The 26,240-nt window shown below is 73.1% G+C and carries 20 protein-coding genes; 11 read left to right on the forward strand and 9 right to left on the reverse strand.

What is annotated here, in order from left to right; translation table 11 throughout:
* The first annotated feature begins 163 nt into the window (after window positions 1–163).
* Window positions 164–892, forward strand: a complete 729-nt coding sequence (locus tag PV364_RS07375) for a hypothetical protein (protein WP_319658908.1) — start codon at window positions 164–166, stop codon at window positions 890–892.
* 153 nt (window positions 893–1,045) lie between these two features.
* Window positions 1,046–1,591 carry an EF-hand domain-containing protein gene (locus tag PV364_RS07380; RefSeq protein WP_319658909.1) on the forward strand — a complete coding sequence of 182 codons (546 nt, stop codon included), beginning with the start codon at window positions 1,046–1,048 and terminating at the stop codon, window positions 1,589–1,591.
* A gap of 88 nt (window positions 1,592–1,679) precedes the next feature.
* Here the strand turns inward: PV364_RS07380 and gcl are convergent, their stop codons facing one another.
* Window positions 1,680–3,467, reverse strand: coding sequence for a glyoxylate carboligase (gcl, locus tag PV364_RS07385; protein ID WP_319658910.1), 1,788 nt, complete (start codon window positions 3,465–3,467; stop codon window positions 1,680–1,682).
* 257 nt (window positions 3,468–3,724) lie between these two features.
* Between gcl and PV364_RS07390 the strand changes: the two genes are divergently transcribed.
* Genes PV364_RS07390 through PV364_RS07400 form a run of 3 tightly spaced genes read left to right on the forward strand, consistent with a single transcriptional unit; the run spans window position 3,725 to window position 5,615 of the window.
* A complete protein-coding gene (locus PV364_RS07390) occupies window positions 3,725–4,546 on the forward strand; it encodes a hypothetical protein (RefSeq protein ID WP_319658911.1) in 822 nt (273 codons plus the stop codon).
* Window positions 4,547–4,553: 7 nt separating this feature from the next.
* Entirely contained in the window at window positions 4,554–5,024 is a 471-nt protein-coding gene (locus PV364_RS07395; protein WP_319658912.1) for a hypothetical protein, read from the forward strand.
* Window positions 5,025–5,075: 51 nt separating this feature from the next.
* Window positions 5,076–5,615 carry an AAA family ATPase gene (locus PV364_RS07400; RefSeq protein ID WP_319658913.1) on the forward strand — a complete coding sequence of 180 codons (540 nt, stop codon included), beginning with the start codon at window positions 5,076–5,078 and terminating at the stop codon, window positions 5,613–5,615.
* Here the strand turns inward: PV364_RS07400 and PV364_RS07405 are convergent.
* Entirely contained in the window at window positions 5,602–7,206 is a 1,605-nt protein-coding gene (locus PV364_RS07405) for an AMP-binding protein (RefSeq protein WP_319659237.1), read from the reverse strand. The two genes, PV364_RS07400 and PV364_RS07405, sit on opposite strands and share 14 nt — an antisense overlap.
* Before the next feature lie 35 nt (window positions 7,207–7,241).
* A complete protein-coding gene (locus tag PV364_RS07410) occupies window positions 7,242–8,918 on the reverse strand; it encodes an AMP-binding protein (protein ID WP_319658914.1) in 1,677 nt (558 codons plus the stop codon).
* Window positions 8,919–9,008: 90 nt separating this feature from the next.
* Here PV364_RS07410 and PV364_RS07415 point away from each other — a divergent pair, with 90 nt between their 5' ends.
* Window positions 9,009–9,866 carry a helix-turn-helix transcriptional regulator gene (locus tag PV364_RS07415; protein ID WP_319658915.1) on the forward strand — a complete coding sequence of 286 codons (858 nt, stop codon included), beginning with the start codon at window positions 9,009–9,011 and terminating at the stop codon, window positions 9,864–9,866.
* 437 nt (window positions 9,867–10,303) lie between these two features.
* Window positions 10,304–13,105, forward strand: coding sequence for an ATP-binding protein (locus PV364_RS07420; RefSeq protein ID WP_319658916.1), 2,802 nt, complete (start codon window positions 10,304–10,306; stop codon window positions 13,103–13,105).
* A 483-nt stretch (window positions 13,106–13,588) separates the two neighbouring features.
* Here PV364_RS07420 and PV364_RS07425 read toward each other — a convergent pair whose 3' ends face one another.
* Complete coding sequence (locus PV364_RS07425; protein WP_319658917.1) at window positions 13,589–14,095, reverse strand: MarR family winged helix-turn-helix transcriptional regulator; 507 nt, start codon at window positions 14,093–14,095, stop codon at window positions 13,589–13,591.
* A 116-nt stretch (window positions 14,096–14,211) separates the two neighbouring features.
* Between PV364_RS07425 and PV364_RS07430 the strand changes: the two genes are divergently transcribed.
* Together PV364_RS07430 and PV364_RS07435 are read left to right on the forward strand one after the other, a co-directional pair.
* Window positions 14,212–14,772 (forward strand): NAD(P)H-dependent oxidoreductase, encoded by a 561-nt coding sequence (locus PV364_RS07430; protein ID WP_319658918.1) that lies wholly within the window; start codon window positions 14,212–14,214, stop codon window positions 14,770–14,772.
* Between the two features lie 142 nt (window positions 14,773–14,914).
* Window positions 14,915–17,674, forward strand: a complete 2,760-nt coding sequence (locus PV364_RS07435; RefSeq protein ID WP_319658919.1) for a SpoIIE family protein phosphatase — start codon at window positions 14,915–14,917, stop codon at window positions 17,672–17,674.
* On the opposite strand, the gene PV364_RS07440 is transcribed toward PV364_RS07435, so the two are convergent.
* From PV364_RS07440 to PV364_RS07455, 4 genes are read right to left on the reverse strand one after another with little or no spacing between them, the layout of a single operon-like run.
* Window positions 17,658–18,797: an XdhC/CoxI family protein gene (locus PV364_RS07440; protein WP_319658920.1), complete on the reverse strand. Its 1,140-nt coding sequence runs from the start codon at window positions 18,795–18,797 to the stop codon at window positions 17,658–17,660. The two genes, PV364_RS07435 and PV364_RS07440, sit on opposite strands and share 17 nt — an antisense overlap.
* Window positions 18,798–18,820: 23 nt before the next feature.
* Complete coding sequence (gene pucD / locus PV364_RS07445) at window positions 18,821–21,202, reverse strand: xanthine dehydrogenase subunit D (protein ID WP_319658921.1); 2,382 nt, start codon at window positions 21,200–21,202, stop codon at window positions 18,821–18,823.
* Window positions 21,203–21,207: 5 nt separating this feature from the next.
* The gene (locus tag PV364_RS07450; protein ID WP_319658922.1) at window positions 21,208–21,768 is read right to left on the reverse strand and encodes a (2Fe-2S)-binding protein; all 561 of its coding nucleotides are present in this window, start codon (window positions 21,766–21,768) and stop codon (window positions 21,208–21,210) included.
* Complete coding sequence (locus PV364_RS07455; protein WP_319658923.1) at window positions 21,759–22,658, reverse strand: FAD binding domain-containing protein; 900 nt, start codon at window positions 22,656–22,658, stop codon at window positions 21,759–21,761. The genes PV364_RS07450 and PV364_RS07455 overlap by 10 nt, the downstream gene beginning before the upstream one ends.
* A 267-nt stretch (window positions 22,659–22,925) precedes the next feature.
* On the opposite strand from PV364_RS07455, the gene PV364_RS07460 reads away from it, so the two are divergent.
* Complete coding sequence (locus tag PV364_RS07460; protein WP_319658924.1) at window positions 22,926–24,572, forward strand: PucR family transcriptional regulator; 1,647 nt, start codon at window positions 22,926–22,928, stop codon at window positions 24,570–24,572.
* 21 nt (window positions 24,573–24,593) lie between these two features.
* On the opposite strand, the gene PV364_RS07465 is transcribed toward PV364_RS07460, so the two are convergent.
* A complete protein-coding gene (locus tag PV364_RS07465; RefSeq protein ID WP_319658925.1) occupies window positions 24,594–25,139 on the reverse strand; it encodes a TetR/AcrR family transcriptional regulator in 546 nt (181 codons plus the stop codon).
* Window positions 25,140–25,333: 194 nt separating this feature from the next.
* On the opposite strand from PV364_RS07465, the gene PV364_RS07470 reads away from it, so the two are divergent.
* Window positions 25,334–26,173 (forward strand): oxidoreductase, encoded by an 840-nt coding sequence (locus tag PV364_RS07470; protein WP_319658926.1) that lies wholly within the window; start codon window positions 25,334–25,336, stop codon window positions 26,171–26,173.
* Window positions 26,174–26,240 lie beyond the last annotated feature (67 nt).

Genomic DNA, 26,240 nt, shown 5'->3' on the forward strand with positions numbered 1-26,240 from the left:
CCGCCATGAACTTCCGAGGGGTTGGTCCTGGCGGCGCGGACCCCTGCCCGCGCGCCAACCGGCGCGCGCGGGACGGCAGGAGAGCTGCGGGAGCGGCGTACCGTGGGGGAACATGAAGGGTACGTCCGCCGCCCGGTAAGCACCCGCCCTGGAGTCTCGAACCATGGCAGAGAGCGTGCCCGTGCGCTGCCCGGCCTGCCGCCGGGAGCACACGTACACCGCCCCCGTCTTCCCCTGTGCCTGCGGCACGCCCCTGGCACTGCCGCTGCTGCGCGGCGGCATCCCGCTGCTGATCCGCCACCGGTCCTGGTCCGACTCGTGGGTGGGCATGCGCTGCCCCGACTGCCACCGCGAGGACCAGTGGCCGCAACCCGAACTGGGCTGCGAGTGCGGGGCGGTGATCCGGCTGCCGGTGGACACGCGGGCGCTGCGGATGCCGCCGTCCCGGCCCGCCGCCGTCGAGCACCCCGCAGGGACGGCGCCCACGACACCGGGGCAGCGGGCCCCCTTCCGGCCGGTGACGATCCGCACCGCGCGGGACGCGCTCACCGCGGCCGCGCAGTATCTGAAGTGGCTCGGCTTCGGCGGTGTACGGATCGCCTCGGAGCTTGCGGCGAACGGGATCGACCTGCGCGGCGACGGTCTCGTCGCCCAGGTGGACCCGACCACCCGGCCGAGCGTGCTGCGGGATGTGGAGACCCTCTGGCTGAACTGCCTCAACGAGGACGCCTCCGGCGCCTTCTTCTCGCTGGCCGGCTACGCGCACGACGCCCGGCTGCGGGCCGACCAGCTCGGGGTGCCGCTCTTCGTCATGGACCTCACCGGCACCCCGCAGCCGGTGAACGACGCCGCGGACGCCCTCATCCGCACCGGTCCGCGCGCCCGGCCCTGAGGGCCGCCGCCCGAGGGCCCGGGCGCGTCGGCCCTGCCCCCGGCCTCACCCTGCGTGCTCACTCGGGTCGCGCGAGCGGCGCTCCCGGGGGAACATCGAGAGGTTCCCCTCTCCCGACTCCAGGAGACCCCAGGACTACGTCAGGACGCAGCGATGTCTACCGCCCTCTTGAAGCGCAAACTCGACATATCCTTCCGCCGTCTGGACACGGACGGCAACGGGTATGCCGAGCGCGCCGACTTGCAGGACGTCGGCGCGCGGCTGATTCACGGTTTCGGCCAGTCCCCCACCTCGCCGAAGGGCAGGTCGGTCGTGGTGCGCCTCGACGCCGTCTGGGCGGAGCTCGCGGCCTATGCCGACGGCGACCGCGACGGGCGGCTGTCCTCCGAGGAGTACCGCCACGGCATGACCCGGGCCTTCATCGAGGGCCCGGCCTTCGACCCCGTCTTCCATCCCGCCGCCGAGGCGGTCGTCCAGCTCTGCGACACCGACGGTGACGGGCGGGTCCAGCGCGGGGAGTTCGAGATCCTGCAGCGTGCGTTCAACACCCCGGCCTCCGCGGTCGTCGCGGCCTTCGACCGTCTCGACACCGACGGCGACGGCCTGGTGAGCACGTCCGACCTCGTGACGGCGATCCGCGCCTACTACATCGGCACCGATCCCGCGGCCCCCGGCAACTGGCTCTTCGGACCGCTGTAGGCGGGGCGGCCGCACGCTCCGGGTGAGGCCGGCCGCCGCACCCGCCGGAATCGGGCCGGGATGCGGCGGCCGGACACCACGCCGGCGGTCAGGTGCCGGCGAGCGGGAGGATCTCGGTGGGAGCGTGGCCCGGCTCGGTGGCCAGTTCCTCGAACTCCACCACGTTGCCGATGTCGTTGGTGACGCTCATCGCGATGTTGGTGACGCGCTCCAGGATCGCCTCGACCACCACCGGCACCCGGTGCTCGGCGGCGAGCTTCTTCGCCAGTTCGAAGGCGGCGCCCAGTTCCGCCGGGTCGGTGACCCGCAGCGCCTTGCAGCCCAGGCCCTCCGCGACCTTGACGTGGTCGACGCCGTAGCCGCCCAGTTCGGGCGAGTTGACGTTCTCGAACTCCAGGTTGACCTCGAAGTCGATGTCGAAGGCGCGCTGCGCCTGGCGGATCAGGCCCAGATAGGCGTTGTTCACCAGGACGTGCACGTACGGGATGCGGTGCTGCGCGCCGACCGCCAGTTCCTCGATCATGAACTGGAAGTCGTAGTCGCCGGACAGGGCCACCACGGACGCCTCCGGGTCCGCCTTCGCCACCCCCAGGGCCGCCGGGACCGTCCAGCCCAGCGGCCCGGCCTGACCGCAGTTGATCCAGTGCCGCGGCCGGTAGACGTGCAGCATCTGGGCCCCGGCGATCTGGGAGAGCCCGATGGTGGAGACGTACCGGGTCTCGGGTCCGAACGCCTTGTTCATCTCCTCGTACACCCGCTGCGGCTTCATCGGGATGTCGTCGAAGTGCGTGCGGCGGTGCAGCGTGGCCTTGCGCTCGCGCGCGGACGCCGCCCAGGCGGCGCGGTCCGGCAGCCGCCCGGCCTCCTTCAGCTCCCGGGCGACGTCGACGAAGAGTTCCAGGGCGGCCGCGGCGTCGGAGGTGATGCCGTAGTCCGGCGCGAAGATCCTGCCGATCTGGGTGGGCTCGATGTCGACGTGCACGAAGGTGCGGCCCGCGGTGTAGACGTCGATGCGGCCGGTGTGCCGGTTGGCCCAGCGGTTGCCGATGCCGAGCACGAAGTCGGATTCCAGGAACGTCGCGTTGCCGTAGCGGTGCGAGGTCTGCAGGCCCACCATCCCGGCGTTCAGCGGATGGTCGTCCGCGATGGCTCCCCAGCCCATCAGGGTCGGCACGACCGGGGTGCCGGTCAGCTCGGCGAACTCCACGAGCAGGGAGGAGGCGTCGGCGTTGATGACGCCGCCGCCGGCGACGATCAGCGGGCGCTGCGCGGCGTTCAGCATCGCCAGCGCCTTCTCGATCTGCCGCCGGCCGGCCGCGGGCTTCCAGACCGGCAGCGGCTCGTACGTCTCGGGGTCGAACTCGATCTCGGTGAGCTGGACGTCCACCGGCAGGTCGACCAGGACCGGGCCGGGGCGGCCGGAGCGCATCAGGTGGAACGCCTTCTGGAAGACGCCGGGGACCTGCGCGGCCTCCAGCACGGTGGTCGCGGCCTTGGTGACGGGCCCGGCGATGGAGGCGATGTCGACGGCCTGGAAGTCCTCCTTGTGGATCACCGCGGTGGGTGCCTGGCCGGTGATGCACAGGATCGGTATCGAGTCGCCGATGGCCGAGTAGAGACCGGTGATCATGTCGGTGCCCGCCGGGCCGGAGGTGCCGATGCAGACGCCGATGTTCCCCGGCGCGGTACGGGTGTAGCCCTCCGCCATGTGGGAGGCGCCCTCGACATGGCGGGCGAGGGTGTGGGCGATGCCGCCGGAGGCCCTGAGGGCCGCGTAGAAGGGGTTGATCGCGGCACCGGGCACACCGAACGCGGTGTCGACGCCTTCCCGCTTGAGGATCTCCACAGCCGCTCGGGCGGCGGTCATTCGAGGCATTCGCTCACTCCTGCGTCGTCCTGCGGTCCAGGTGTCGCGCCCTAGCCCACCCTCTATATTTCCGCGATACGGAAAGATACTTTTGCCATGTGGAACTACATCGAACATAGGGCGTGCCGAGCGCACCGGTCAAGAAGATGGGGCGGTGCCGGTGCCGAAATCCGTGGTGGAACACCTGTACGGACCAGTAGGGTGCGGAGGCTCCATCCGCACATCAGCACCGCGCTTCAGCACCGCAGATCCCGGGGGGGACCTCCGTGACCACACCGACTCCGCCCGCGCCCGCGCCTCAGCCCGCGACGCAGACCCAGGCGCGGGAACAGCCGCAGGGACAACCCCAGTCCGATGCGCAGCGGCCGCCGTCGCTCTACCCGTTCCCGTGGCCGTACCTGCCGCAGAAGTCGATGAGCGTCGACGTCCCGGGTTACGGCCCCTCGTGCAGCTACTGCGGCTCGGTGCCCGCGACGGCCGCCACCGTGCGCGGCCATCAGGGCATGATCGTCATCATGAAGTGGCTGAAGGTCCGGGGCATGTTCTGCCGGTCCTGCGGCCTCGCCGCGGTCCGCAAGATGACCGGCGACAGCATGGTGCAGGGCTGGTGGGGCGCGGCGTCGATGCTGATCAACCCCATCGTCATGCTGCTCAACATCAGGCAGTGGGTGAAGATCAAGCGGCTCGGCGAGCCCGTGCCCGGCGCCCCGCGCAGACCCGCCGACCCCGGCAGGCCCCTGTTCCTTCGTCCGGTCGCCCTCGGCCTGCTGCTCCCGTTCGCGATCGTCGGGGCGCTCTGGTTCTTCCTTCACGACGACGCCGAGTACGCCGCCGTCGGCGACTGCGTGCACGCCGGCGGCGACCCGCTCTTCCCCGATGTCTCGGTCGTGGACTGCGCCTCCCCCAAGGCCCAGTACAAGGTGGTCGACCGCCTGGAGGGCACCACCGACACCAGCCTGTGCGGCGCGCACCCCGGCAGTGTGGCCGCCTTCTCCCAGGAGCACGGGTCCACCCGGTTCGTCCTGTGCCTGGGCCCCAACCGCGGCGACGCACCGGACAGCGGCGCCGCCGGGAGCGACAGCGTCTGACGCGCGCATGGGGTCACGGGCACGAAGGGCGGGGCGGGCGGCGACGGCCGCGCTGGCGGCGGCCGTGGTGTGGGGAACGGCCGGCGACGCGGCGATCGCGGAGAAGCCGATGAGCAGGGCGGCCGTCACGGCCGACATCGCCGCCGTGACGCAGGAGGCGGGTGCCGTGTCCGAGACGCACACCGTGACCGGCGTGCTCGTCGCCGGCACCGGCGGGCACGGGCGCCCACTGCGCGAGGAGTGCCTGGTGACGAAGGACATCGGCCCCGTGGAGGCGCGCGGTACGGCCTCCCGCATCACCGCGAGCCTGCGCCGGCACGGCTGGCGGCGGCTCGACCGTGCGCCGAGGCAGTCGCCCGGCTCCGTCCGGTACGCCCGGCGCGGCTGGACCCTGTCCGTCACCCACTCCGCGTGGCCCTTCGCGAACCTCGGAACCCGTGAGGACTGGACGTTCATCGCCCTCAGGGACAGGTGCTGATCCGGTGATCCGGCCCGCAGGCGAGCGCGACCGCGGTGCCATAATCGCCCGATGAGCGCGATCGTCTGGCTGAACGGGGCCTTCGGGGCGGGCAAGACCACGACCTCCGCGGAACTAACCCGCCTGCTGCCCGGGGCCCATGTCCTCGACACCGAGTACGTCGGCTTCATGCTGCGCCATGTGCTGGCGGAGCCCGCGCCGGTGCGGGACTTCCAGGAGTGGCCGCCGTGGCGCGCCCTGGCCGTGGAGTCGATCGCGCAGGTGCAGCGCTTCCTCGGCGGTCCGCTGATCGTTCCGCAGACCGTGGTCGTGCGGGCGTACTGGACGGAGATCCGCGACGGCCTGGCCCGACAGGGCCTGACCGTGCGGCACTTCGTCCTGCACACCGACAGCGCGACCCTGACGCGACGCATCGAGGACGACGCCGTCGAGACCGGCGGACGGCAGTGGCGGCTGGACCACCTCGCGGCGTACGAGGCGGCCCTGCCGTGGCTGCGTGCCGAGGGCACCGTGGTGGACACCACGGGCGTGCCGCCGCGCGAGGTGGCCCTGCGGATCGCGGCGGCCACCGAAGCCGTCACCGCGGGCTGAACGACTCCCGCAGCTCGATCTTGCGCACCTTGCCGCTGACCGTCATCGGGAAGGCCTCCATGAGCCGCAGATGGCGGGGCACCTTGTAGTGCGCCAGCCGGCCGCGGCAGTAGTCGGCGAGATCCTGGACGGTGAGCGCCTCGGCCGGGTCCTTGAGGATCACGCAGGCGAGGATCTCCTCGCCGTAGTGCTCGTCGGGGACGCCGACCACCTGCACATCGGCGATCTTGGGGTGCCCGTACAGGAACTCCTCGATCTCTCGCGGATAGACGTTCTCCCCGCCGCGGATGATCATGTCCTTGATGCGGCCGACGATCTGCAGGTAGCCGTCCTCGCGCATCACCGCGAGGTCGCCGGTGTGCATCCAGCGGCCCGCGTCGATCGCCTCGGCGGTCTTCTCCGGCTCGTCCCAGTAACCGAGCATCACCGAGTAGCCGCGGGTGCACAGTTCGCCCGCCACGCCGCGCGGGACGGTCACGCCGTCCGGGTCGACGACCTTGACCTCGATGTGCGGCAGGACCCGGCCGACGGTGCCCGTACGGCGTTCGAGGTCGTCGTCGCGGCGGGTCTGGCAGGAGACCGGCGACGTCTCGGTCATCCCGTAGCAGATGGAGACCTCGGCCATGTGCATCTCGGCGACGACCCGCTTCATGACCTCCACCGGGCAGGGCGAGCCCGCCATGATGCCGGTGCGCAGCGAGGACAGGTCGTACGTCGCGAAGTCGGGCAGGTTGAGCTCCGCGATGAACATCGTCGGCACCCCGTAGAGCGAGGTGCAGCGCTCCCGCTCCACCGCCCGCAGTGTGGCCGCCGGGTCGAAGGTGGGTGCCGGAATGACGATGCAGCCGCCGTGCGAGGTGACGCCGAGGTTGCCCATCACCATGCCGAAGCAGTGGTAGAAGGGCACCGGCAGGCAGACCCGGTCCTGCTCGGTGTACGCGATCGACTCCCCCACGAAGAAGCCGTTGTTGAGGATGTTGTGGTGCGAGAGCGTCGCGCCCTTGGGGAAGCCGGTGGTGCCGGAGGTGTACTGGATGTTGACCGGGTCGTCGCAGGACAACTCGGCGGCGCGTTCCTCCAGTTGCTCGTACGGCACATGGGCGCCGGCTGCCACGAGCGCGTCCCAGCCGGGGTCGCCGATGTACACGACCTCGCTCAGCGACCGGCACTGCGGGCGGACCTGGTCGACCATGGCCCGGTAGTCGCTGTCGCGGTACGCGGTGGAGGAGACCAGGACCTCGATGCCGGCCTGGCGCAGGACGTAGGCCAGTTCGTGCACCCGGTAGGCCGGGTTGATGTTGACCATGATCGCGCCGATGCGGGCGGTGGCGTACTGCACGAACACCCACTCCGGGCAGTTGACCGCCCAGATCCCGACCCGGTCTCCCTTGGCGACGCCCTTGGCGAGCAGACCGCGCGCCACGTCGTCCACGGCGGCGGAGAACTGCGCGTACGTCCAGCGGCGGCCGCCGGCCACGTCGACCAGGGCCTCGCGGTCCGGCCAGGCGGCCACGGCGCGGGCGAGGTTGCGGCCGATGGTGTCGCCGAGCAGCGGGGTGGTGCCGGTGCCGCTCGCGTAGGAGAGCTCCATGGGCTCCACGGTCGCCGCCGGTTCCGCGGGTGCGGTCACGTGTGGTCCTCCTCGCGGTACTCGGTGCCGGTGGAGCGCTCGGCGGTGCGCTGCCGCAACTCGATGCGGCGGATCTTGCCGGAGACGGTCTTGGGCAGGTCGGCGAACTCCAGGACGCGCACCCGCTTGTACGGGGCGAGCACCTCCCGGGAGTGCGCGAAGAGCGCTGCCGCGGTCTCCGCGCCCGGCTCCCAGCCCTCGGCGAGCACCACGTACGCCTTGGGCACGGCCAGCCGCAGCGGATCGGGCGACGGGACGACGGCCGCCTCGGCGACGGCGTCGTGCTCCAGCAGGGCGCTCTCCAGCTCGAACGGGCTGATCTTGTAGTCGGAGGCCTTGAAGACGTCGTCCGAGCGGCCCACGTAGGTGATGTAGCCGTCGGCGTCGCGCGAGCCGATGTCACCGGTGCGGTAGTAGCCGCCGGCCATCGCCTCTGCGGTCCGCTCCGGCTCCCCCGCGTAGCCGGTCATCAGGCCGACCGGACGGGCGGACAGGTCCAGGCAGATCTCGCCCTCGTCGCCGGGCTTGCCGGTGACGGGGTCCACCAGCTCCACGACGTAGCCCGGGCTCGGACGGCCCATCGAGCCCGCCTTGAGCGGCTGGCCGGGCGGGTTGGCGACCTGGACGGCGGTCTCGGTCTGGCCGAAGCCGTCCCGGATGGTGAGCCCCCAGGCGCGCCGCACGTGCTCGATGACCTCGGGGTTCAGCGGTTCCCCGGCGGCGACGACCTCGCGCGGCGGCGTGCGCAGCGCGCTCAGGTCGGCCTGGATCAGCATGCGCCACACGGTCGGCGGGGCACAGAAGCTGGTGACGCCGGCCCGGTCCATCTCGGCCATGAGGCGGCCCGCGTCGAAGCGCGTGTAGTTGTGGATGAAGACGGTCGCCTCGGCGCTCCACGGCGCGAACAGGTTGGACCAGGCGTGCTTGGCCCAGCCCGGCGAGGAGATGTTGAGGTGGACGTCGCCGGGGCGCAGGCCGATCCAGTACATGGTGGCCAGGTGGCCCACGGGATAGGACACATGGGTGTGCTCGACGAGCTTGGGCCGGGCGGTGGTGCCCGAGGTGAAGTAGAGCATCAGCGGCTCGTCGGCGCGGGTCTCGCCGTCCGGCGTGAAGTCCGCGGCGGCCGCCGCGGCGTCCTCGTACGCGAGCCAGCCCTCCGGAGCGCCGCCGACCGCGATCCGGGTGTACTCGCCCGGCACCGCGTCGAACTTGGCGGTGTCCGCGGAGCGGACGACCACATGCCGGGCCCGCCCGCGCTCCACACGGTCGGTGAGGTCGGCGGGCCCCAGCAGGGGGGTGGCCGGGATGACCACGGCGCGCAGTTTCATGGCGGCCAGCGCGGTCTCCCACAACTCGACCTGGTTGCCGAGCATGACGACGATCCGGTCACCGGCGCGCACGCCCCGCTCACGCAGCCAGCCGGCCACCCGGTGGGACCGCTCGGACATGGCGGCGAACGAGACGACGGTCTCGGCGCCGTCCTCCTCGACGATGTGCAACGCCGGGCGGTCGTTGCCCTCGGCGATCACGTCGAACCACTCGAGCGCCCAGTTGAAGTGCTCGGGCCGCGGCCAGCGGAAGCCCTCGTACGCCGTCTTGTAGTCCTCCCGGTGGCGCAGCAGGAAGTCCCGGGCCGACCGGAACTCGTCTGTCCGGCTGGTTGCCGCCATGTGTCCTCCTTATTGCCTGCCCCCTCAGTAGCATCCTGTTGTCAGCGGCAGAGCTCTACCCCCGATCGGGGGTGAAGGCGCGGCGGGGAGATGACGGGAAGCGGGACGGGCACGGGCGAGGCGGCGGAGCTGCGGGCGGCACTGCTGCGGATGCGGCGTGCCAGCGGGCTGCCGGTGGCCTTCGGCGGGCTGCTCCCCGACCCCCGTGAACTGCGCATATCCGAGCTGTCCGGCACCGCCACCGCCTCGTTGCAGGGGCTCGCCGTCACCCTGGGCAACGGCCTGGGCGGAAAGACCATCGCGCTGGGCCGGCCGCTGGCGGTCACCGACTACGGCGCCTCGCGCGTGATCAGCCACGAGTACGACGCGGCCGTGGCCGCCGAGGGTCTGCGCTCGGTGCTCGCGGTACCGGTGGTCGTACGCCGCCGGGTGCGGGGCGTCCTGTACGGCGCGCTGCGCCACCCGGCCGCGCTCGGCGACCGGCCGGTCAGCGCCGCCGTCGAGGCCGCCCGCGAACTGGAGCACCGGCTCGTGGTGCGCGACGAGGCGGACCGACTGCTCTCCACCTGCCGCCAGCCGACGGCCGGCGACCCGGCGGCGTGGGAGGAGGTCCGCGAGGCCCACGGGGAACTGCGCGCCCTCGCCCACCGCGTCGCCGACCCCCTGCTGCGGCAGGAACTGCTCGCCGCCTGCGGCCGGCTGGCCGCCGCGTCCCTCGCCTCGGCCGCCCCGCCCGATCCGGGGGCCCGGCACACCCCGCTGTCCGTCCGCGAGATCGACGTCCTCGCCTGCGTCGCCGGCGGCGCCACCAACGCCGCGGCGGCCGACCGGCTGGGGCTGCGCCCGGAAACCGTCAAGAGCTATCTGCGCTCCGCCATGCGCAAGCTCGGCGCGCACAGCCGCCTGGAGGCCGTGGTCAGGGCGCGCCGGGCGGGGCTGCTGCCGTAGCGGCCGGCCAGGGAACGCCGACAGGTCCGTGGCCGCCGCTGGAGGCGTGGCGGCGGCCACGGCATGGGCGGGGCTGACGCTCCGTCACCATTCCCACAGCGACGATCGGCCACCGGACGCCCCGAGGAGGCCACGACACGTCGCTGTGCGTCAACCCCGCCCGTATGGCTCAGCGCGCGGGTCGCCGGAGGCCGGCGACGGTCACCGAGGGAACCGGGGTTCACCACCGGGCAGCGCGGGCACTGAAAGGACGTCAGGACGGAGCGAGTCCCGGCTTTTTCCGGACTTCGTCCCTCATCGCCGGATATAAATTCTGCACCAGAGGGATATTCCGCATAGCGGACAATCACTAAACTCTGCCAGCCACATACCTGTCGGGTTTCAATGGCCCTTTGCTTAACATTGTCCCGAACACGAGACTGAGGGGAGCGGCGACCGTGGAGCAGGTCTTCGACGTGCCGGCCAGACCCCGTCCCGACCAGGTGATTGGGCGAGGTGATGTGCTCGCGCGCGCCCGCGGGCATGTGACCGACGGGGGCAGCCTCCTGCTGTACGGCCCGGCCGGAATCGGTAAGTCCACCGTCCTGCGGACCCTCGCGGCCGAATGCGCCGGCGGGGCCACCGCCGTGCTGCGTTGTTCCGCGACGGAATCGGAGTCCCATCTCCCCTTCATCGCTCTGGTCGACCTGCTGGGGCTCGTCGCCGGCGAGGTGTCCGAGGGCCTGCCCGCTCCGCAGCGCGCCGCGCTGGAGTCGGCGCTGACCGGACGCGGCGAGTCCTCGCTGCAACGGGACGGACTGGCCCTGCGGCTGGCGGTGCTGTCGGTGCTGCGCGCGCTCGCCGCGCGCGGACCGGTGCTGATCGTCGTGGACGACCTGCAGTGGATGGACCCGGCGAGCGCCGAACTGCTGGCGTTCGCCGCCCGCCGCGTGGCGGGACTGCCGGTGCGGGTGCTCGGCGCCGTGCGCACCGACGCCGATCCGCAGGACCAGCAGGAACGCTACCTGTGGGCGTTCCCGCACGACGCGCTGACGCTGCGCGTGACGCCGCTGTCCCGCCCCCAGGTCTCCGAACTCCTCGAAGCGCGCGGGCACACCGGGCTGCCGCGCGCCGTCGTCCGGGACATCCATGTCACCAGCGGCGGCAATCCGCTGTTCGCGCTGGAGCTGGGCCGCGCGCTGGCGGAGAGCCGGACGCCGCCGCAGCCCGGCGAACCGCTGCCGGTGCCGACCTCGCTGCGCGCGCTCGTGCTCAACCGGCTGGAGATGCTGTCCGCCGAGACCCGCCGCACCCTCCTGATCGCCAGCGCGGGAGCCCGCCCCACCCTGGCGACACTGCGCAGCGCCGGGCGGGCCAATGCCGAGAGCGAGACCGGGGTCGCGGCCTCGCTCGGCCTGGTCGAGATGGACCACGACCACAGCGGGCTCATCCGCTTCGCCCACCCGCTGATATCCGCGGCGCTGTACGCGGAGGCCACCCCCGAGGACCGGCGCAGCGCCCACGCCGCACTGGCCGCGGCGGCCGGCGACCCGATCGAGCGCGCCCGGCACCTGGCACTGGCGACGACCGGCAAGGACCGCCGGGTCGCGGCGAGCCTGGCCGAGGCCGCGGACGAGGCCCGGCTGCGCGGCGCCCCGTCGATGGCCGCGCAACTGGGCCTGCTGGCGGCCCGGCACACCCCGGCTGGCGCGCTCCCGACCGCCGACCAGCGGCGGCTGCGGGCCGCCGAGGACGCGCTGACCGCCGCGGAGCCCGAACTGGCCCGTGCCACCGCCCGCGAGGTGCTGGCGGTCGCGACCACACCCGCCGACCGCGTGCGGGCGTGGATCGTGGTGATCGACTCCGTCGGCCAGGCTCTGTCCGAGGTCGACGACGTCTACCCGCAAGCCCTGGCGGACGCGGGTGACGACCCGCGGTTGCAGGCCCTGGTCCGCTACCAGGTCGCCTGGCGGGCCCTGGTGGACGGCCAGATCAACCAGGCCCGCGCCGAGGCCGCCCGGTCGGCGGCGCTCGCCGCGCAGGCGGGCGACCGGCGGACCGAACTGCTCGCGCTGTCCTTCAAGGCGCTCAACGAGACGACGATGGGCCACCCGGACGCCGCCGCCACCCTGGCGCTGGCCTCCGCGGAACCGCAGGACCCCGACGTCGCCATGAACCACAACGGCCCGGTCTACATCCGTTCCCGCTACCTGCTGATGAGCGACCAGCTCGACGAGGCGCGCACCGCGCTGACCTGGCTGGTCGGCGAGGCACGGCAGCGCGGCGCGGTGGAGAGCGAGGTCTACTCCGTGCGCAGCCTGGCCGAGATCGAGCTGCGCTCCGGCCGCTGCGCAACGGCCCTCGAACTGGCCAGGGAGAGCCTGCGGCTGGCCGAGGACATCGGCATCGGCGAGGGCTTCGCGCTGCAGATCGCCGCTCTGGCCGAGGCCGGGGGCGGCACGGTGGAGCGCGCCCTGTCGCTGGCCGGGGACGCGGTGCGGCGGGCCGAGGCCGACAGCGACATGCCCTACATGACGCGGGCGTTGTACGCGCTCGGGCACGCGCGACTGGTCGGCGCGGACCCGCAGGGCGCGGTGGAGGCACTGCGCCGGGTGCGGGAACTGGAACGCGAGATGGGCGTGACCGAGCCCGCGCGCGGCCGGTGGCAGGGCGACCTGGCCGAGGCGCTCGTCCTCACCGGCGCGCTCGGCGAGGCGCGCGAGGTCATCGACGAGACCCGCGCGCACGCCGTCCGGCTGAGGCGGCACAGCATCCTCGCCGTGCTGGAGCGCGCCGAGGGCATGCTGCTGTCGGCCCGTGGCAGCGCCGAGAGCGCGGTGGCCGTCCTCACCGTGGCCCGGCAGCGGCTCTCCGGGCTGGGCTACGGCCTGGAGGAGGCGCGGGCGGTCCTCGCCCTCGCCCAGGTCGAGGCCGAACGCCGCAACCGGGTCGCCGCCCAGGCCGCGCTGGACGAGGCGGCCCGTCTCTTCCGCCGCGCCAAGGCCCTGCCGTGGCTCGAACAGGTCGGTCCCGCGACGGAGTCGCCGACGGCCGCTCCCCCGGAACTGGACGGGCTGGCCACGATGGAGCGGCAGGTCGCCTCCCTGGTCCTGGAGGGTTCCACCAACCGGGAGATCGCCGCGACCCTGTTCATCAGCGTCAAGACCGTCGAGGCGACCCTCACCCGGGTCTACCGCAAGCTCGGCATCCGCTCACGGGTCGACATCGTCCGCCTCGCCGCGGCCCGCCGCGCGGGCTGACCCGCGCGGCCGGCCGGCGCGACATCCGGCCGGATCCGGTGCCTGTGAGTCACCGAGGGATTCCCCTACGCAACCGGGCGAGGGGCATCCCTCGTTGAGCGGCCACCGGGCCGCCCCTAGCGTAAGTACCGCACGCAGCACAGCAGTTCCGCACCACAGGACGCCGTGCGCGCCCTGTCTCTTCGTTTCACGGTCGTCGACGACGACGTCGGCTCGGGCCGTGCCGTTCGCGCGGGTTCCCCTGCCGCCCCACCGGCAGCCGCGCGTCCCCCCACCGGCAACCCGAGGAGCGTCATGTCCCGGCTCAACCGTGCGAGGAAGGCCGCCGCCGCGGTCACGGCGACCGCGGCGACCGCGGCGTACCCCTTCACGTTCTCCCCGGTGAAGGCCCCGTTGAACTCCTGACCATCCGTCAGGGAGCGCCGGGGGCGCCGCGGGTCGGCCACGAGCCACCCGCGGCGCCCCTCTCCACGTCCGGCGGCGTCAGCGCCGGCACTCGGCCGCGTCGATGGCGGCGAAGATGCGGTCGAAGGCGGGCTTGAGGGACTCGATCTCACCGGGCTCCAGCGCGTCGAGGACGAGTTCCCGTACCGCCTCGACGTGCGCCGGCGCGGCGGCGACCAGCTTCGCGTACCCCTCGGGCGTGAGGATCGCCATGGTGTACCGGCCGTCGTCCGGGTCGGTCTCGCGGCGGATGAAGCCCTGCTTCTCCAGACGCTTGACCACATGGGACAGCCGCGACAGGGACGAGCTCGCACGGTCGGCCAGCACGCTCATCCGCACCGTGCGGCCCTCCTGCTCGGAGAGCATCGCGAGGACGTGGTACTCCATCCAGTTCAGGTCGGCGTCGCGCTCCAGCTCCCGCTCCAGCGCCGGCAGCAGCAGCGTCATGACCCGGGACATCGACATCCACGCCGCCAGCTCGGAGCCGCGCAGCCAGCGTGGCTCCGTCGCCTCGCGGTCCCGCGGCCCACCCGGTTTCTCGGTCATGGGTACCAGGCTATCGGATGGGCTTGAAGCTTCAAGTTCGTCTGTTAGGGTGCGGAGGTCGCTTCACTTGAAGCTTCAACGCCATATTCCACTTGCACAGATCAGGGATTCCCGACATGACCAGGATCGGCATCATCCTCGGCAGCACCCGCCCCGGCCGCAACGGCGAGAAGGTGGCCCACTGGGTCGTCGAGCAGGCCGCGGGCCACGGCAGTGACGCGACCTTCGAACTGGTGGACCTCGCGGACTACCCGCTTCCCCACCTCGACGAGCCCCTGCCGCCGTCCATGGGCCAGTACCAGAACGCCCACACCAAGGAGTGGGCCCAGAAGATCGCGAGCTTCGACGGCTTCGTCTTCGTCACCCCGGAGTACAACCACTCCACCTCGGGCGTGCTGAAGAACGCGATCGACTACCTCTTCTCCGAGTGGAACAACAAGGCCGTCGGCATCGTCTCCTACGGCGCCGTCGGCGGCGCCCGCGCCGCCGAGCACCTGCGGCTGATCGCCGGCGAGCTGAAGATGGCCGACGTGCGCACCCAGGTCGCCCTGTCGCTCTTCACCGACTTCGTCAACTTCTCCGAGTTCGCCCCCGGCGAGCACCAGGCCGCCACCCTGTCGACCCTCATCGACGAGGTCGTCGCCTGGAGCCGCGCCCTGGCCCCCCTGCGCGGCTGACCACCGCGCACCCGCCGCCGGACGGTACCGCCGGTCCCGTCCGGCGGTGCCCCGGCGGTCCCGTACGGGCGGACGGTCGGTCGCCGAACGTACTCCGGCGTACCAGTCGCCTCATCGGTTCCGTGCGTGTAGACATAGCCCTATGGCGGGCCCCATCGACCAGCAGGCCTCGCGAAAACCGCCGGCCCGGGGCCTGCGCGTTCTGCTGGCCGGACGCAGTGTCGCCGGTCAGGTGTTCCTGCTGCAGGTCGTGGTCGTGCTCCTGCTGGTCGCCGCCGCGGTGGTCGAACTGCTCGTCCAGGCGCAGCACGACAGCCGGCTGGAAGTGGGCCACCGCTCGGTGGCCGTGGCCACCGCCTTCGCCAGCGCCCCAGGGGTCGCCCAGGCGCTGACGTCGCCGGACCCCTCGGCGGCCCTCCAGCCGCGGGCCGAGGAGGCCCGCAAACGCTCCGGTGTGGACTTCATCGTCGTGACCGACACCGAGGGGACCCGGTACACCCATCCCGTACCGGACCGCATCGGCGAGAAGTTCGTCGGCGACATCGGCCCCGCGCTGCACGGAGAGGTGGTGACGGAGACCGTCACCGGCACCCTCGGGCCGCTCATCCAGGCGAACGTGCCGGTGTTCGACGCGCAGGGCAAGGTCGTCGGCATCGTGTCCGCGGGCATCACGATCGCCAAGGTCAGCGGGGTGGTCAACCACATGCTGCCCATCCTGCTGGGCAGCGCGGCCGTGGCGATGGCGCTCGCCATGGGCGGCACCTGGCTGATCAGCAGACGGCTGCTGCGCCAGACCGGCGGCCTCGGGCCGCTGGAGATGACCCGCATGTACGAGCACCACGACGCGGTGCTGCACGCGGTCCGCGAGGGCGTCCTCATCTTCGACGGGGACGGCCGGCTGCAGCTCGCCAACGACGAGGCGCGGCGGCTGCTCCGGCTGCCCGCGGACTCCGAGGGCCGGTTGGTCGGCGACCTCGGCCTGGACGAGCGGGCCCACGAGCTGCTGTCCTCGGGCCGGACCGTGACGGACGAGGTGCTGCCGGCCGGCGACCGCCTCCTGGTGCTGAACAACCGGCCCACCGACCGCAACGGCGGCCCGCCCGGCTCCGTGGCCACCCTGCGCGACGCCACCGAGCTGCGCGCCCTGTCCGGCCGCGCCGAGACGGCCAGGACCCGGCTGCGGCTGCTGTACGACGCGAGCGTGGCGATCGGCACCACGCTGGACGTCACCCGCACCGCGGAGGAGCTCGCGGAGATCGCCGTCCCGCGCTTCGCCGACTACGTCACCGTGGACCTGGCCGAACCGGTGCTGCACGGCGAGGAGCCGCTGCGGCCCGGCCCGGCGGTGACGATGCGCCGGGTGGCGGTGAACGGGGTCCGCCCGGACCCGCCGCTGGGCCCGGAGGGGCACCCGGTGGTGGTCGAGCCGTCGAGTCCGCAGGCCGCCGGGCTGGTTACCGGCCGGGCGGTCCTGGAACCGTGCCTCCCGGACTCCCCGCGCTGGCAGCGGCAGGACCCGGAGCGCAACGCCAAGATCATCTCCTTCGGCATCCACTCCCTGATCTGCGCGCCGCTGAGCGCACGCGGCGTGCTGCTCGGCATGGTCAACTTCTGGCGTTCCCAGGAGACCCTGCCCTTCGACGAGGAGGACCTGTCGCTGGCCGAGGAGCTGGCGGCACGCGCGGCGGTGTGCATCGACAACGCCCGACGGTTCACCCGCGAGCACACCATGGCGGAGACCCTGCAACGCAGTCTGCTGCCGCAGAAACTTCCCCGGCTGAACGCGATCGACGCGGCCTACCGCTACCTGCCCGCGCAGGCGGGGGTGAGCGGCGACTGGTTCGACGTGCTCGCCCTGCCCGGGGCCCGGGTCGCCCTGGTGGTGGGGGACGTGGTGGGCCACGGCCTGCACGCGGCGGCCACGATGGGGCGGCTGCGCACGGCGGTGCACAACTTCACCGCCCTGGACCTGCCCCCCGACGAGCTGCTGAGCCACCTGGACGAACTGGTCGGCCGGATGGACCAGCCCGACGCGCTCCCCGAAGCGGACGCGGACCCGGACCCGGACCCGGACGCCGCCTCCGGCGCCGGGCCCGGTGGCACCGGTGCCGTGGTCTCCGGCGCCACCTGCCTCTACGCGGTCTACGACCCGGTCTCCGGGGTGTGCACCCTGGCCCGCGCCGGGCATCTGCTGCCCGCCGTCGTGCGTCCCGACGGCGCGGTGGAGTTCCCCGAACTGCCCCAGGCACCGCCGCTGGGCCTCGGCGGGATGCCCTTCACGGCGGTGGAGCTGGCGCTGCCCGAGGGCAGCACCCTGGTCCTGTACACCGACGGACTCGTCGAGGACCGCGAGCGCGACGTCGACGAGGGCCTGGAGCAGCTGCGCGGGGTGCTGGCCGAGCGGCCGGGCCGGGGCCCCGAGGCGATCTGCCGTGACGTGCTGGACGCAATGCTGCCGTCCGATCCCGAGGACGACATCGCCCTGCTCGTCGCCCGGACCCGGGTGCTGGACGGCGACCGGGTCGCCGAGTGGGACGTGCCCGGCGACCCGGCGGCGGTCTCCGGTGTCAGGGCGTCGGTGGCACGGCAACTGGCGGCCTGGGGTCTGGAGGAGCTCTCCTTCACCACCGAGCTGCTGCTGAGCGAGCTGATCACCAACGCCATCCGCTACGGGGCCGAGCCCATCCACGTCCGGCTGATCCTGGACCGCGCCCTCATCTGCGAGGTCTCCGACGCCGGCAGCACCGCGCCGCACCTGCGGTACGCGGCCACCACGGACGAGGGCGGCCGGGGGCTCTTCCTCGTCGCCCAGTTCGCCGAGCGCTGGGGGACCCGCTACACCGCCCAGGGCAAGGTCATCTGGGCGGAGCAGGCACTCGCGCCGGTCACGCCGCCGGAGTGACGGGCACCGCCGGCACGGTGTCGTCGCGGTGGATGGGCGTGTGCGCCCCGGTCAGGGGCACACCGGAGCCGCCACGCCGGTGGGCGACGATCTCGGCGGCGATGGACAGCGCGGTCTCCTCCGGGGTGCGGGCGCCGAGGTCGAGCCCGATGGGGCTGTGCAGCCGGGCGAGTTCCTCCTCCCTCAGGCCCGTCGCGCGCAGCCGCTCCAGGCGCTGCTCATGGGTGCGGCGGGAGCCCATGGCACCGACGTACCCGACCGGCAGCCGCAGGGCGCGCTCCAGCAGCGGCACGTCGAACTTGGCGTCGTGGGTGAGCACGCAGACCACGGTGCGACCGTCGACCGGGGTCCGGTCGAGGTAGCGGTGCGGCCAGTCGACGACCACCTCGTCCGCGTCGGGGAAGCGGCGCGCGGTCGCGAAGACCGGACGGGCGTCGCAGACCGTCACGGTGTACCCCAGGAACCTGCCGACCCGCACCAGGGCGGCGGCGAAGTCCACGGCGCCGAACACCAGCATGCGCGGCGGCGGGACGGCGGACTCGACCAGCAGCGTCACCGGTTCGCCGCAGCGGCTGCCGTCCGCGCCGATGTACGCGGCGGCGGTGCGTCCGGCGTCCAGCAGCGCGTGGGCCTCGGCGGCCGCGGTGCGGTCCAGGCGCGGGTCGCCGAGGGTGCCCTCGTACGCCCCGCCGGGGCGCACGAGCAGTCCCCTGCCCAGCAGCGCGGCCGGGCCCCGTACGACCCTGGCCAGCGCGGCCGCGTCGCCCGCGACGGCGGCGGCCAGCGCCGCGGCGTAATGCGGCTCGGCGCCCGGGTCGATCCGCTGGACGAGGACGTCGATGACGCCTCCGCAGGTCAGGCCGACGGCGAAGGCGTCGTCGTCGGCGTAGCCGAAGCGCTGGAGCACCGGATCGCCGGACTCCAGCACCTCCCGGCACAACTCGTAGACGGCCCCTTCGACGCAGCCGCCGGACACACTGCCGACGGCGGCGCCCCCGGCGTCGACGGCCAGGGCGGCGCCGGGCTGCCGCGGGGCGCTGCCGCCGACCGCGACGACGGTCGCGACGGCGAACGGCCTGCCCTGCCCGGCCCAGTGGTGCAGTTCGGCGGCGATGTCCAGCATGGCGGAGGCTCCTTGACCCTGTGTCACATCCCGGTGAGGTGCTCAGGCCGTACCGGTACGCGCTTGAGGGGCAGTCCGGTCGCCGCGCGGATGGCGGCGACGACGGCCGGGGTGGAGGACAGGGTGGGCGCCTCGCCGGCGCCGCGCAGCCCGTACGGGGCGTGGTGGTCGGCGAGTTCGAGCACGTCGACGGGGATGGGCGGCGTGTCGAGGATGGTGGGGATCAGGTAGTCCGTGAAGGACGGGTTCCGCACCTCGGCCCCCTCGGAGACGATGATCTCCTCCATGACGGCCAGGCCCAGGCCCTGGGTCGTGCCGCCCTGGATCTGGCCGACGACCGACAGCGGGTTCAGTGCCTTGCCGACATCCTGGGCGCAGGCCAGTTCCACGACCTTCACCAGCCCCAGTTCGGTGTCGACCTCCACGACCGCGCGGTGCGCGGCGAAGGAGTACTGGACGTGACCGGAGCCCTGACCGGTGCGCAGGTCGAACGGCTCGGTCGGGCGGTGCCGCCACTCCAGCTCGATGTCGACGGCCTCGTCGCCGAGGACCTCGGCCAGCGGGGCCAGCACCTCGCCGCCGTCGGTGACCACCTTGCCGCTCTCCAGGAGCAGTTCGGCGTTGGCCCAGGCCGGGTGGTACGTCCCGAACCTGGCCCGGCCCCGCTCCAGGACGCGCTCGCGCACGGCCTCGCAGGCGTGCCGGACCGCGCCGCCGGTGACGTAGGTCTGCCGGGAGGCGGACGTCGAACCGGCCGAACCCACCCGGGTGTCGGCCGGTTCGATGGTGACCTGGGTGACGCCGAGCTCGGTGCGGGCGATCTGCGCGTGCACCGTGATCCCGCCCTGGCCGACCTCGGCCATCGCGGTGTGCACGGTCGCGACGGCCTCGCCGCCGACGACCTCCAGCCGGACCCGGGCGGTGGAGTAGTCGTCGAAGCCCTCGGAGAACCCGACGTTCTTGATGCCGACCGCGTAGCCCACGCCGCGCACGACGCCCTCGCCGTGCGTGGTGTTGGACAGCCCGCCCGGCAGGGCGCGCACGTCGACCGCGCCGCCCGCGCCCTGCCACTGCGCCTTCGGCGGCATCGGCATCGCCTTGACGCGGCGCAGGAGTTCGGCGACCGGCGCCGGGGAGTCCACGACCTGACCGGTGGGCATGACCGCACCCTGCGACATGGCGTTGAGCTGCCGGAACTCGACCGGGTCCATGTCGAGTGCGGCGGCCAGCCGGTCCATCTGCGCCTCGTAGGCGAAGCACGCCTGGACGGCGCCGAAGCCGCGCATGGCGCCGCAGGGCGGGTTGTTGGTGTACAGCGCGATCGCCTCGATGTCCACGTCGTCGATGACGTACGGGCCGGCGCCCAGCGACGCGGCGTTGCCGACGACAGCCGGGGAGGAGGAGGCGTAGGCGCCGCCGTCGAGCACGATCCGGCACTTCATGTGGGTGATCCGGCCGTCGCGGGTGGCGCCGTGCTCGTAATGGAGTTTCGCCGGGTGCCGGTGGACGTGGCCGAAGAAGGACTCGAAGCGGTTGTAGACCATCTTCACGGGCTTGCCGGTGCGCAGCGCCAGCAGGCAGGCGTGGATCTGCATCGACAGGTCCTCGCGCCCGCCGAAAGCGCCGCCCACTCCGGAGAGCGTCATGCGCACCTTGTCCTCCGGCAGCCCGAGGACCGGGGCGATCTGGCGGAGGTCGGCGTGCAGCCACTGGGTGGCGATGTACAGGTCCACGCCGCCGTCCTCGGCCGGGACGGCGAGCCCCGACTCTGGGCCGAGGAAGGCCTGGTCCTGCATACCGACCTCGTAGTCGCCGGTGACGACGACGTCGGCGCGCCGGGCCGCCTCCTCGGCGTTCCCGCGCACGATCGGCTGCCGGTGCACGATGTTGGGGTGCGGGACGTGGCCGATGTGGTGGTCGGTGCGGCCCTCGTGCAGGAGGGGCGCGTCCGGTGCGGTCGCCGTGGCCTCGTCCACCACGACGGGCAACGGCCGGTACTCGACGCGGATCTTCGCGGCGGCGCGGCGTGCGGTCTCCGGGTGGTCGGCGGCCACCAGGGCCACCGGCTCGCCCTGGTGGCGGACCCGGCCGTGGGCGAGGACGGGGGTGTCCCGGATCTCCAGCCCGTAGTGCCGCACCCGGGTCGGCAGGTCCTCGTAGGTGAGGACCGCGTACACGCCGGGCTGCGCGAGGGCGGCGGAGATGTCGATGGCAACGATCTCGGCGTGCGCGTGCGGGCTGCGGAGCGTGTGCCCCCACAGCATGTCCTCGTGCCACAGGTCCGAGGCGTAGGCGAACTCGCCGGTGGTCTTGAGCAGGCCGTCGGGGCGCAGCGTGGACTCGCCGACGCCGCCCTTGGTCGCACTGCCCTGGGTGGTGGGCCTCGGGGTACGGGTCACGCCCATCGCGGTCAGTCCTCCGCCCCGGTGCGGGCGGCCGCGAGGCGGACCGCGTCGAGGATCTTCTCGTAGCCGGTGCAGCGGCACAGGTTGCCGGACAGCGCCTCGCGGATGTCGGCGTCGGTGGGCCGGGCGTTGTGCTCCAGCAGTTCGTCGGCGGCGACCAGCAGGCCGGGGGTGCAGAAGCCGCACTGCACGGCGCCGGCGTCGAGGAACGCCTGCTGGACGGGCGACAGTACGGTGTCCGCGTCGCCGGGGTGGGCCTGCCACTGCTGGGCGGTGTCCAGGCCGGTGCCGCCGGCGGGGGCGCCGGCCTCGCGCTCCTTGGCGTACTGAGCCAGCCCCTCGACGGTGACGACGTCCCGGTCCTGCACCTGTCCGGCGGCGACCAGGCAGGCGCACACCGGGACACCGTCCAGGCGGACCGTGCACGAGCCGCACTCGCCCTGCTCGCAGGCGTTCTTGGAGCCGGGCAAGCCCATCCGCTCGCGCAGGACGTACAGCAGGCTCTCGCCCTCCCAGACGTCGTCGGCCTCCTGGCGGCGGCCGTTGACGGTGAAGGTCACGCGCATCGGGGGCCCTCCTTCCCTCCGCGGGCGCTGCCGCGGTACTCGTCCCACGTCCAGCCGAGGGTGCGGCGGGCCATGACGGTCAGTGCGTGGCGCCGGTAGGCGGCGCTGCCGCGTACGTCGTCGATGGGGCTCGCGCAGGCGGCCACCAGCTCGGCGAACTGCCGGGCCACGGAGGGCGTGATGATCCGGCCGTTGTCCCAGAATCCGCCCTCCTCCAGGGCCGCGTTCAAGAACTCCTCCGCGATGGTGGCGCGGATCGGGGTGGGCGCCGCCGATCCGATGCCGGTGCGCACCGTGCGGGTGGCGGGGTGCAGGGCGAGGCCGAAGGCGCAGACCGCGATGACCATCGCGTTGCGGGTGCCGACCTTGGAGAACTGCTGGGGGCCGTCGGCACGGTCGATGTGGACGGCGCGGATCAGCTCGTCCGGGGCGAGCGCGTTGCGCTTCACACCGGTGTAGAACTCCTCGACCGGGATCATCCGGGTGCCGCGCACCGACACGGCCTCGACCTCGGCGCCGGCGGCCAGCAGCGCCGGGTGCGCGTCGCCGGCCGGGGAGGCGGCGCCGAGGTTGCCCCCGACGCTGCCGCGGTTGCGGATCTGGGGGGAGCCGACGGTGTGGGCGGCCAGGGCCAGGCCCGGCAGCTGCGGCCGCAGGTGCTCCATGATGCGGGAGTAGGGAACGGAGGCGCCCAGCCGCACGGTGCTCTCCCCCACCTCCCACTCCTCGAGCTCGGCCACGCGGTTCAGGTCGAGCAGGACATCGGGGCGGCGCCGGTCGAAGTTGATCTCGACCATCACGTCGGTACCCCCCGCGATGGGCACGGCCGAGGGACGCTCCGCCTTCGCGGCGAGCGCCTCCTCCCAGCTCGCGGGACGCAGGAAGTCCATGCGGTGCTCTCTTCTCGTCGAGGATCGGGATGGCTCGTCCACATCTCCTGTTCACGCGATGTGACTCAGTACACTTCCAGGCACCCGTCCGGGTGCAGTCACCGAACACATGAAGCACTTGGCTGGTCGGTAGGCTTGCCTTGTAGATTCCTCCGAACATCGCGGACCGGAAACCTGTCGGCATCGTGGTGGCAACACCGACGCAATGCACCGGGCGCCACCCTGGTACCGCCCCGGACCGGAGGCGGACGAGACAAGGCGACGACGATGCGGCTGCGCGCACTCCTGGACACCGATGCCCTCGGCCTGCGGCTGCTCGGCGGCGAGGAGGAACTCGACCGCACCGTCCGCGGGGTGATGACCACCGACCTGAAGGACCCCAGCCGCTACCTCACCGGCGGCGAGCTCGTGCTGACCGGTCTGGCCTGGCGCCGCGAGCCCGCCGACTCCGAACGCTTCGTCCGCATCCTCACCGCGGCCGGGGTCGCGGGCCTCGCGGCGGGCGAGGCCGAGCTCGGCCCCGTCCCGGACGACCTGGTGCTGGCCTGCGCCCGGCACCGGCTGCCGCTCTTCGCGGTGGACGAGGACGTGTCGTTCGCCTCCATCACCGAGCACGTCGTACGGCAGGTCTCCACCGAGCGCGCGGGCGACCTGGCCGCCGTCGTCGAGCGGCACCGCCGGCTGATGGCCTCGGGTCCTGCGGGCGGGGGCCCGGACGCCGTCCTCGACCTGCTCGGCAGCGACCTGGACCTGCGTGCCTGGGTGCTGTCCACGACCGGGCGCCGCATCGCCGGGTCCGGGCACCCGCTGCCCGCGCCGGTCCGCGCCGAACTGGCCGGCGAGCACCTCGCCGCGTCCCGGACGGGGCGGCCCGCCCCGCACCGCGCGTACGCGGCGGGCCGCCCCTTCTCCCTCTTCCCGATCCGCAGCGGCGACCCGGCGGCCGACGTCCGGGCCACCCTGCTCTCCGACTGGTTCCTGGCCGTCGACGCCGACGCCGGCGAGTGGCCCGCCGAGCGGCTCGACCTGCTCCATGGCGTCACCCAGCTCATCTCCGTCGAACGCGAGCGCCGCGACGCCTCCCGGACCGTGCGGCGGCGGCTCGCCGCGGAGGTGATGGACCTGGTCCAGGCCGGCGCGCCCCCGTCCGAGATCGCCGCGCGGCTGCGGGTCGCCGCTCCGGTGCTCGCGCCGGGGCTCGGCGCGGCACCCCACTGGCAGATCGTCGTCGCCCGCGTCGACTGGACGGGCGGCGGCGTGCCGTCCGGGCCGGTGGCCCAGGCACTGCTGGAGGAGGCCCTCGTCGATCCCACCGCGGTCGGCTCGGACCCCGCGGACCGCATCGCCGTGGCCCACGCGGGCGACGAGGCTCTGGCACTCGTCCCGCTCTCCTCCGTCGACACCGGGGGCCCCGCGGCCGAGCTCTCCGCACAGCGGCTGCTCGGCATGCTCCGCGCCCCCCTCACCCGCGGACTCGACGGCGACGGCCGCCTCTCCATAGGCGTCAGTGCCGCCGTCCACTCCGCCGACGGGCTGCGCGGCGCCTTGGAGGAGGCCCGTCACGCCCGCCGGGTCGCCGCCGCCCGCCCCGGCCGCGTGTGCGCCGCGGGCCACGAGGAACTGGCCTCCCACGTCCTGCTGCTGCCTTTCGTGCCCGACGACGTCCGCCGCGCCTTCACGGCCCGGCTGCTGGACCCGCTGTGGGCGTACGACCAGCGGCACCGCGCGGAGCTGATCCCCACCCTGGGGGCGTTCCTGGAATGCGACGGCTCCTGGACGCGCTGCGCGAACCGACTGCACCTGCACGTCAACACCCTGCGCTACCGGATCGGTCGCATCGAGCAGTTGACGGGCCGTGACCTGTCCCGGCTGGAGGACAAGGTCGACTTCTTCCTCGCCCTGCGGATGAGCTGACCCCGCTCGGCCCGCTCGCGGTCAGGCCGCGCCGAGGCCGTTCAGGAGGGTCGCGGCGACGAGGTCGGCGGCCCGCGGGGGGTCCACGTCGGGGAAGCGGTGGGCGACGGAGTCGACCAGACCGTCGAGGACCGCCCGCGCCCACGCCGCGTCGACGTCCGCCCGCAGGAAGCCCTCGTCGATGGCGCGCCGGACGAAGGCGTCGAGCCGTGCGCTCTGCTCCTCGCGGCGGACGCGGGACCCGGGGTCCTTCTGCATCATGCGCCGCGTGTCGACGGGCCATTGGCGGCTGACGGGGATGATCCCCTCCAGGTAGCGGTGGAGGGCGACCTGGACCGGTGCCTCGGTCAGACGGGCCTCGTCCAGCACGCGTTCCGCGGAGTCGAGCTTGGCCTGGAAGACGGCGCTGAGCAGGGCCTCTCGGTTGGCGAAGCGGCGGTGGACCGTCGTGCGGTCCACTCCCGCCGCCGCCGCGATGGCCGCCATGGAGGTGCCCGGGTCCTCGGCCAGGAGACGGGCCCCGGCCTGGAGCACGGCGGTCAGGTTGCGTGCGGCGTCAGCTCTCATGATCCGGCGATTCTACCGTTCGGCATCACTTGACCCGGCAAAAGTTGCCGGTGAGATGCAACACGCCTCTGTATCGCAACACTCATGTTGCGTTTCTTGGAAAACCATCTACGTTGGAGTGGCCGTCGGAGGAAGGCGGCGCGGGCGGCAGCACAGCCTCCGAGACGACATGTCGATGAAACGAGGAACGCGCAATGGCACGGACGTGGCTGATCACCGGTGGCTCGCAGGGACTGGGCAAGGCTCTGGTCCTGGCGGCGCTGGAGGCCGGCGACCAGGTCGTGGTGACCTCACGCACGCCGGAGTCCCTGGCCTGGCTGAGGGCCGAGTACCCCGGGCGCCTGGAGGCGGTGGCCCTGGACGTCACCTCCCCGTCGCAGTCCCGGGAGGTGGTGGCACGGGCCGTGGAGCGGTTCGGCGCGGTCGACGTACTGGTCAACAACGCCGGTTACGCCACCACCGGCTCGATCGAGGACTTCCCCGAGGACGAGTTCCGCGCGCAGGTGGAGGCCAACCTCTACGGCGTGGTCCATATGACCCGGTCGGTGCTGCCGGTGATGCGCCGCCGGCGGTCCGGGCACGTGGTGCAGATCTCCTCCATCGGCGGACGCGTCGGCGGCACCCCCGGCCTCAGCGCCTATCAGACGGCCAAGTTCGCCGTGGAGGGCTTCTCCGAGGTCCTCGCGGGCGAGGTGGCACCGTTCGGCGTCAGGGTCACCATCGTCGAGCCGGGCGGCATCCGCACCGGCTGGGCCGCCGGGGCCGCGAAGCCGTCCGGTCCGGTGACCCCCGACTACGAGCCGACGGTGGGCGCGTGGCTGGCCAGGTTCGCCGAGTACGCCGGCAACGAGCCCGGCGATCCGGACCGCATGGCCCGCGCGATCATCGCCGCGGTCGAGGCCGAGGAACCCCCGCGCCGGCTTCTGCTCGGCAGCGACGCCCTGGGCATCGCCATCGCCTCGGAGCAGGGCCGTCTCGCCGAGGCGCAGCGCTGGGCCGAGGTCAGCCGGTCCACGGACCGCCCCACGGGCTGACGGCAGGCCAGGACCCTGTCCGGAGGTGTGCCGCGTCCCCCCGGCCGCCCCCTTTTCACCACCTTTC

Source organism: Streptomyces sp. MI02-7b (assembly GCF_033793585.1).
Taxonomy (GTDB): domain Bacteria; phylum Actinomycetota; class Actinomycetes; order Streptomycetales; family Streptomycetaceae; genus Actinacidiphila.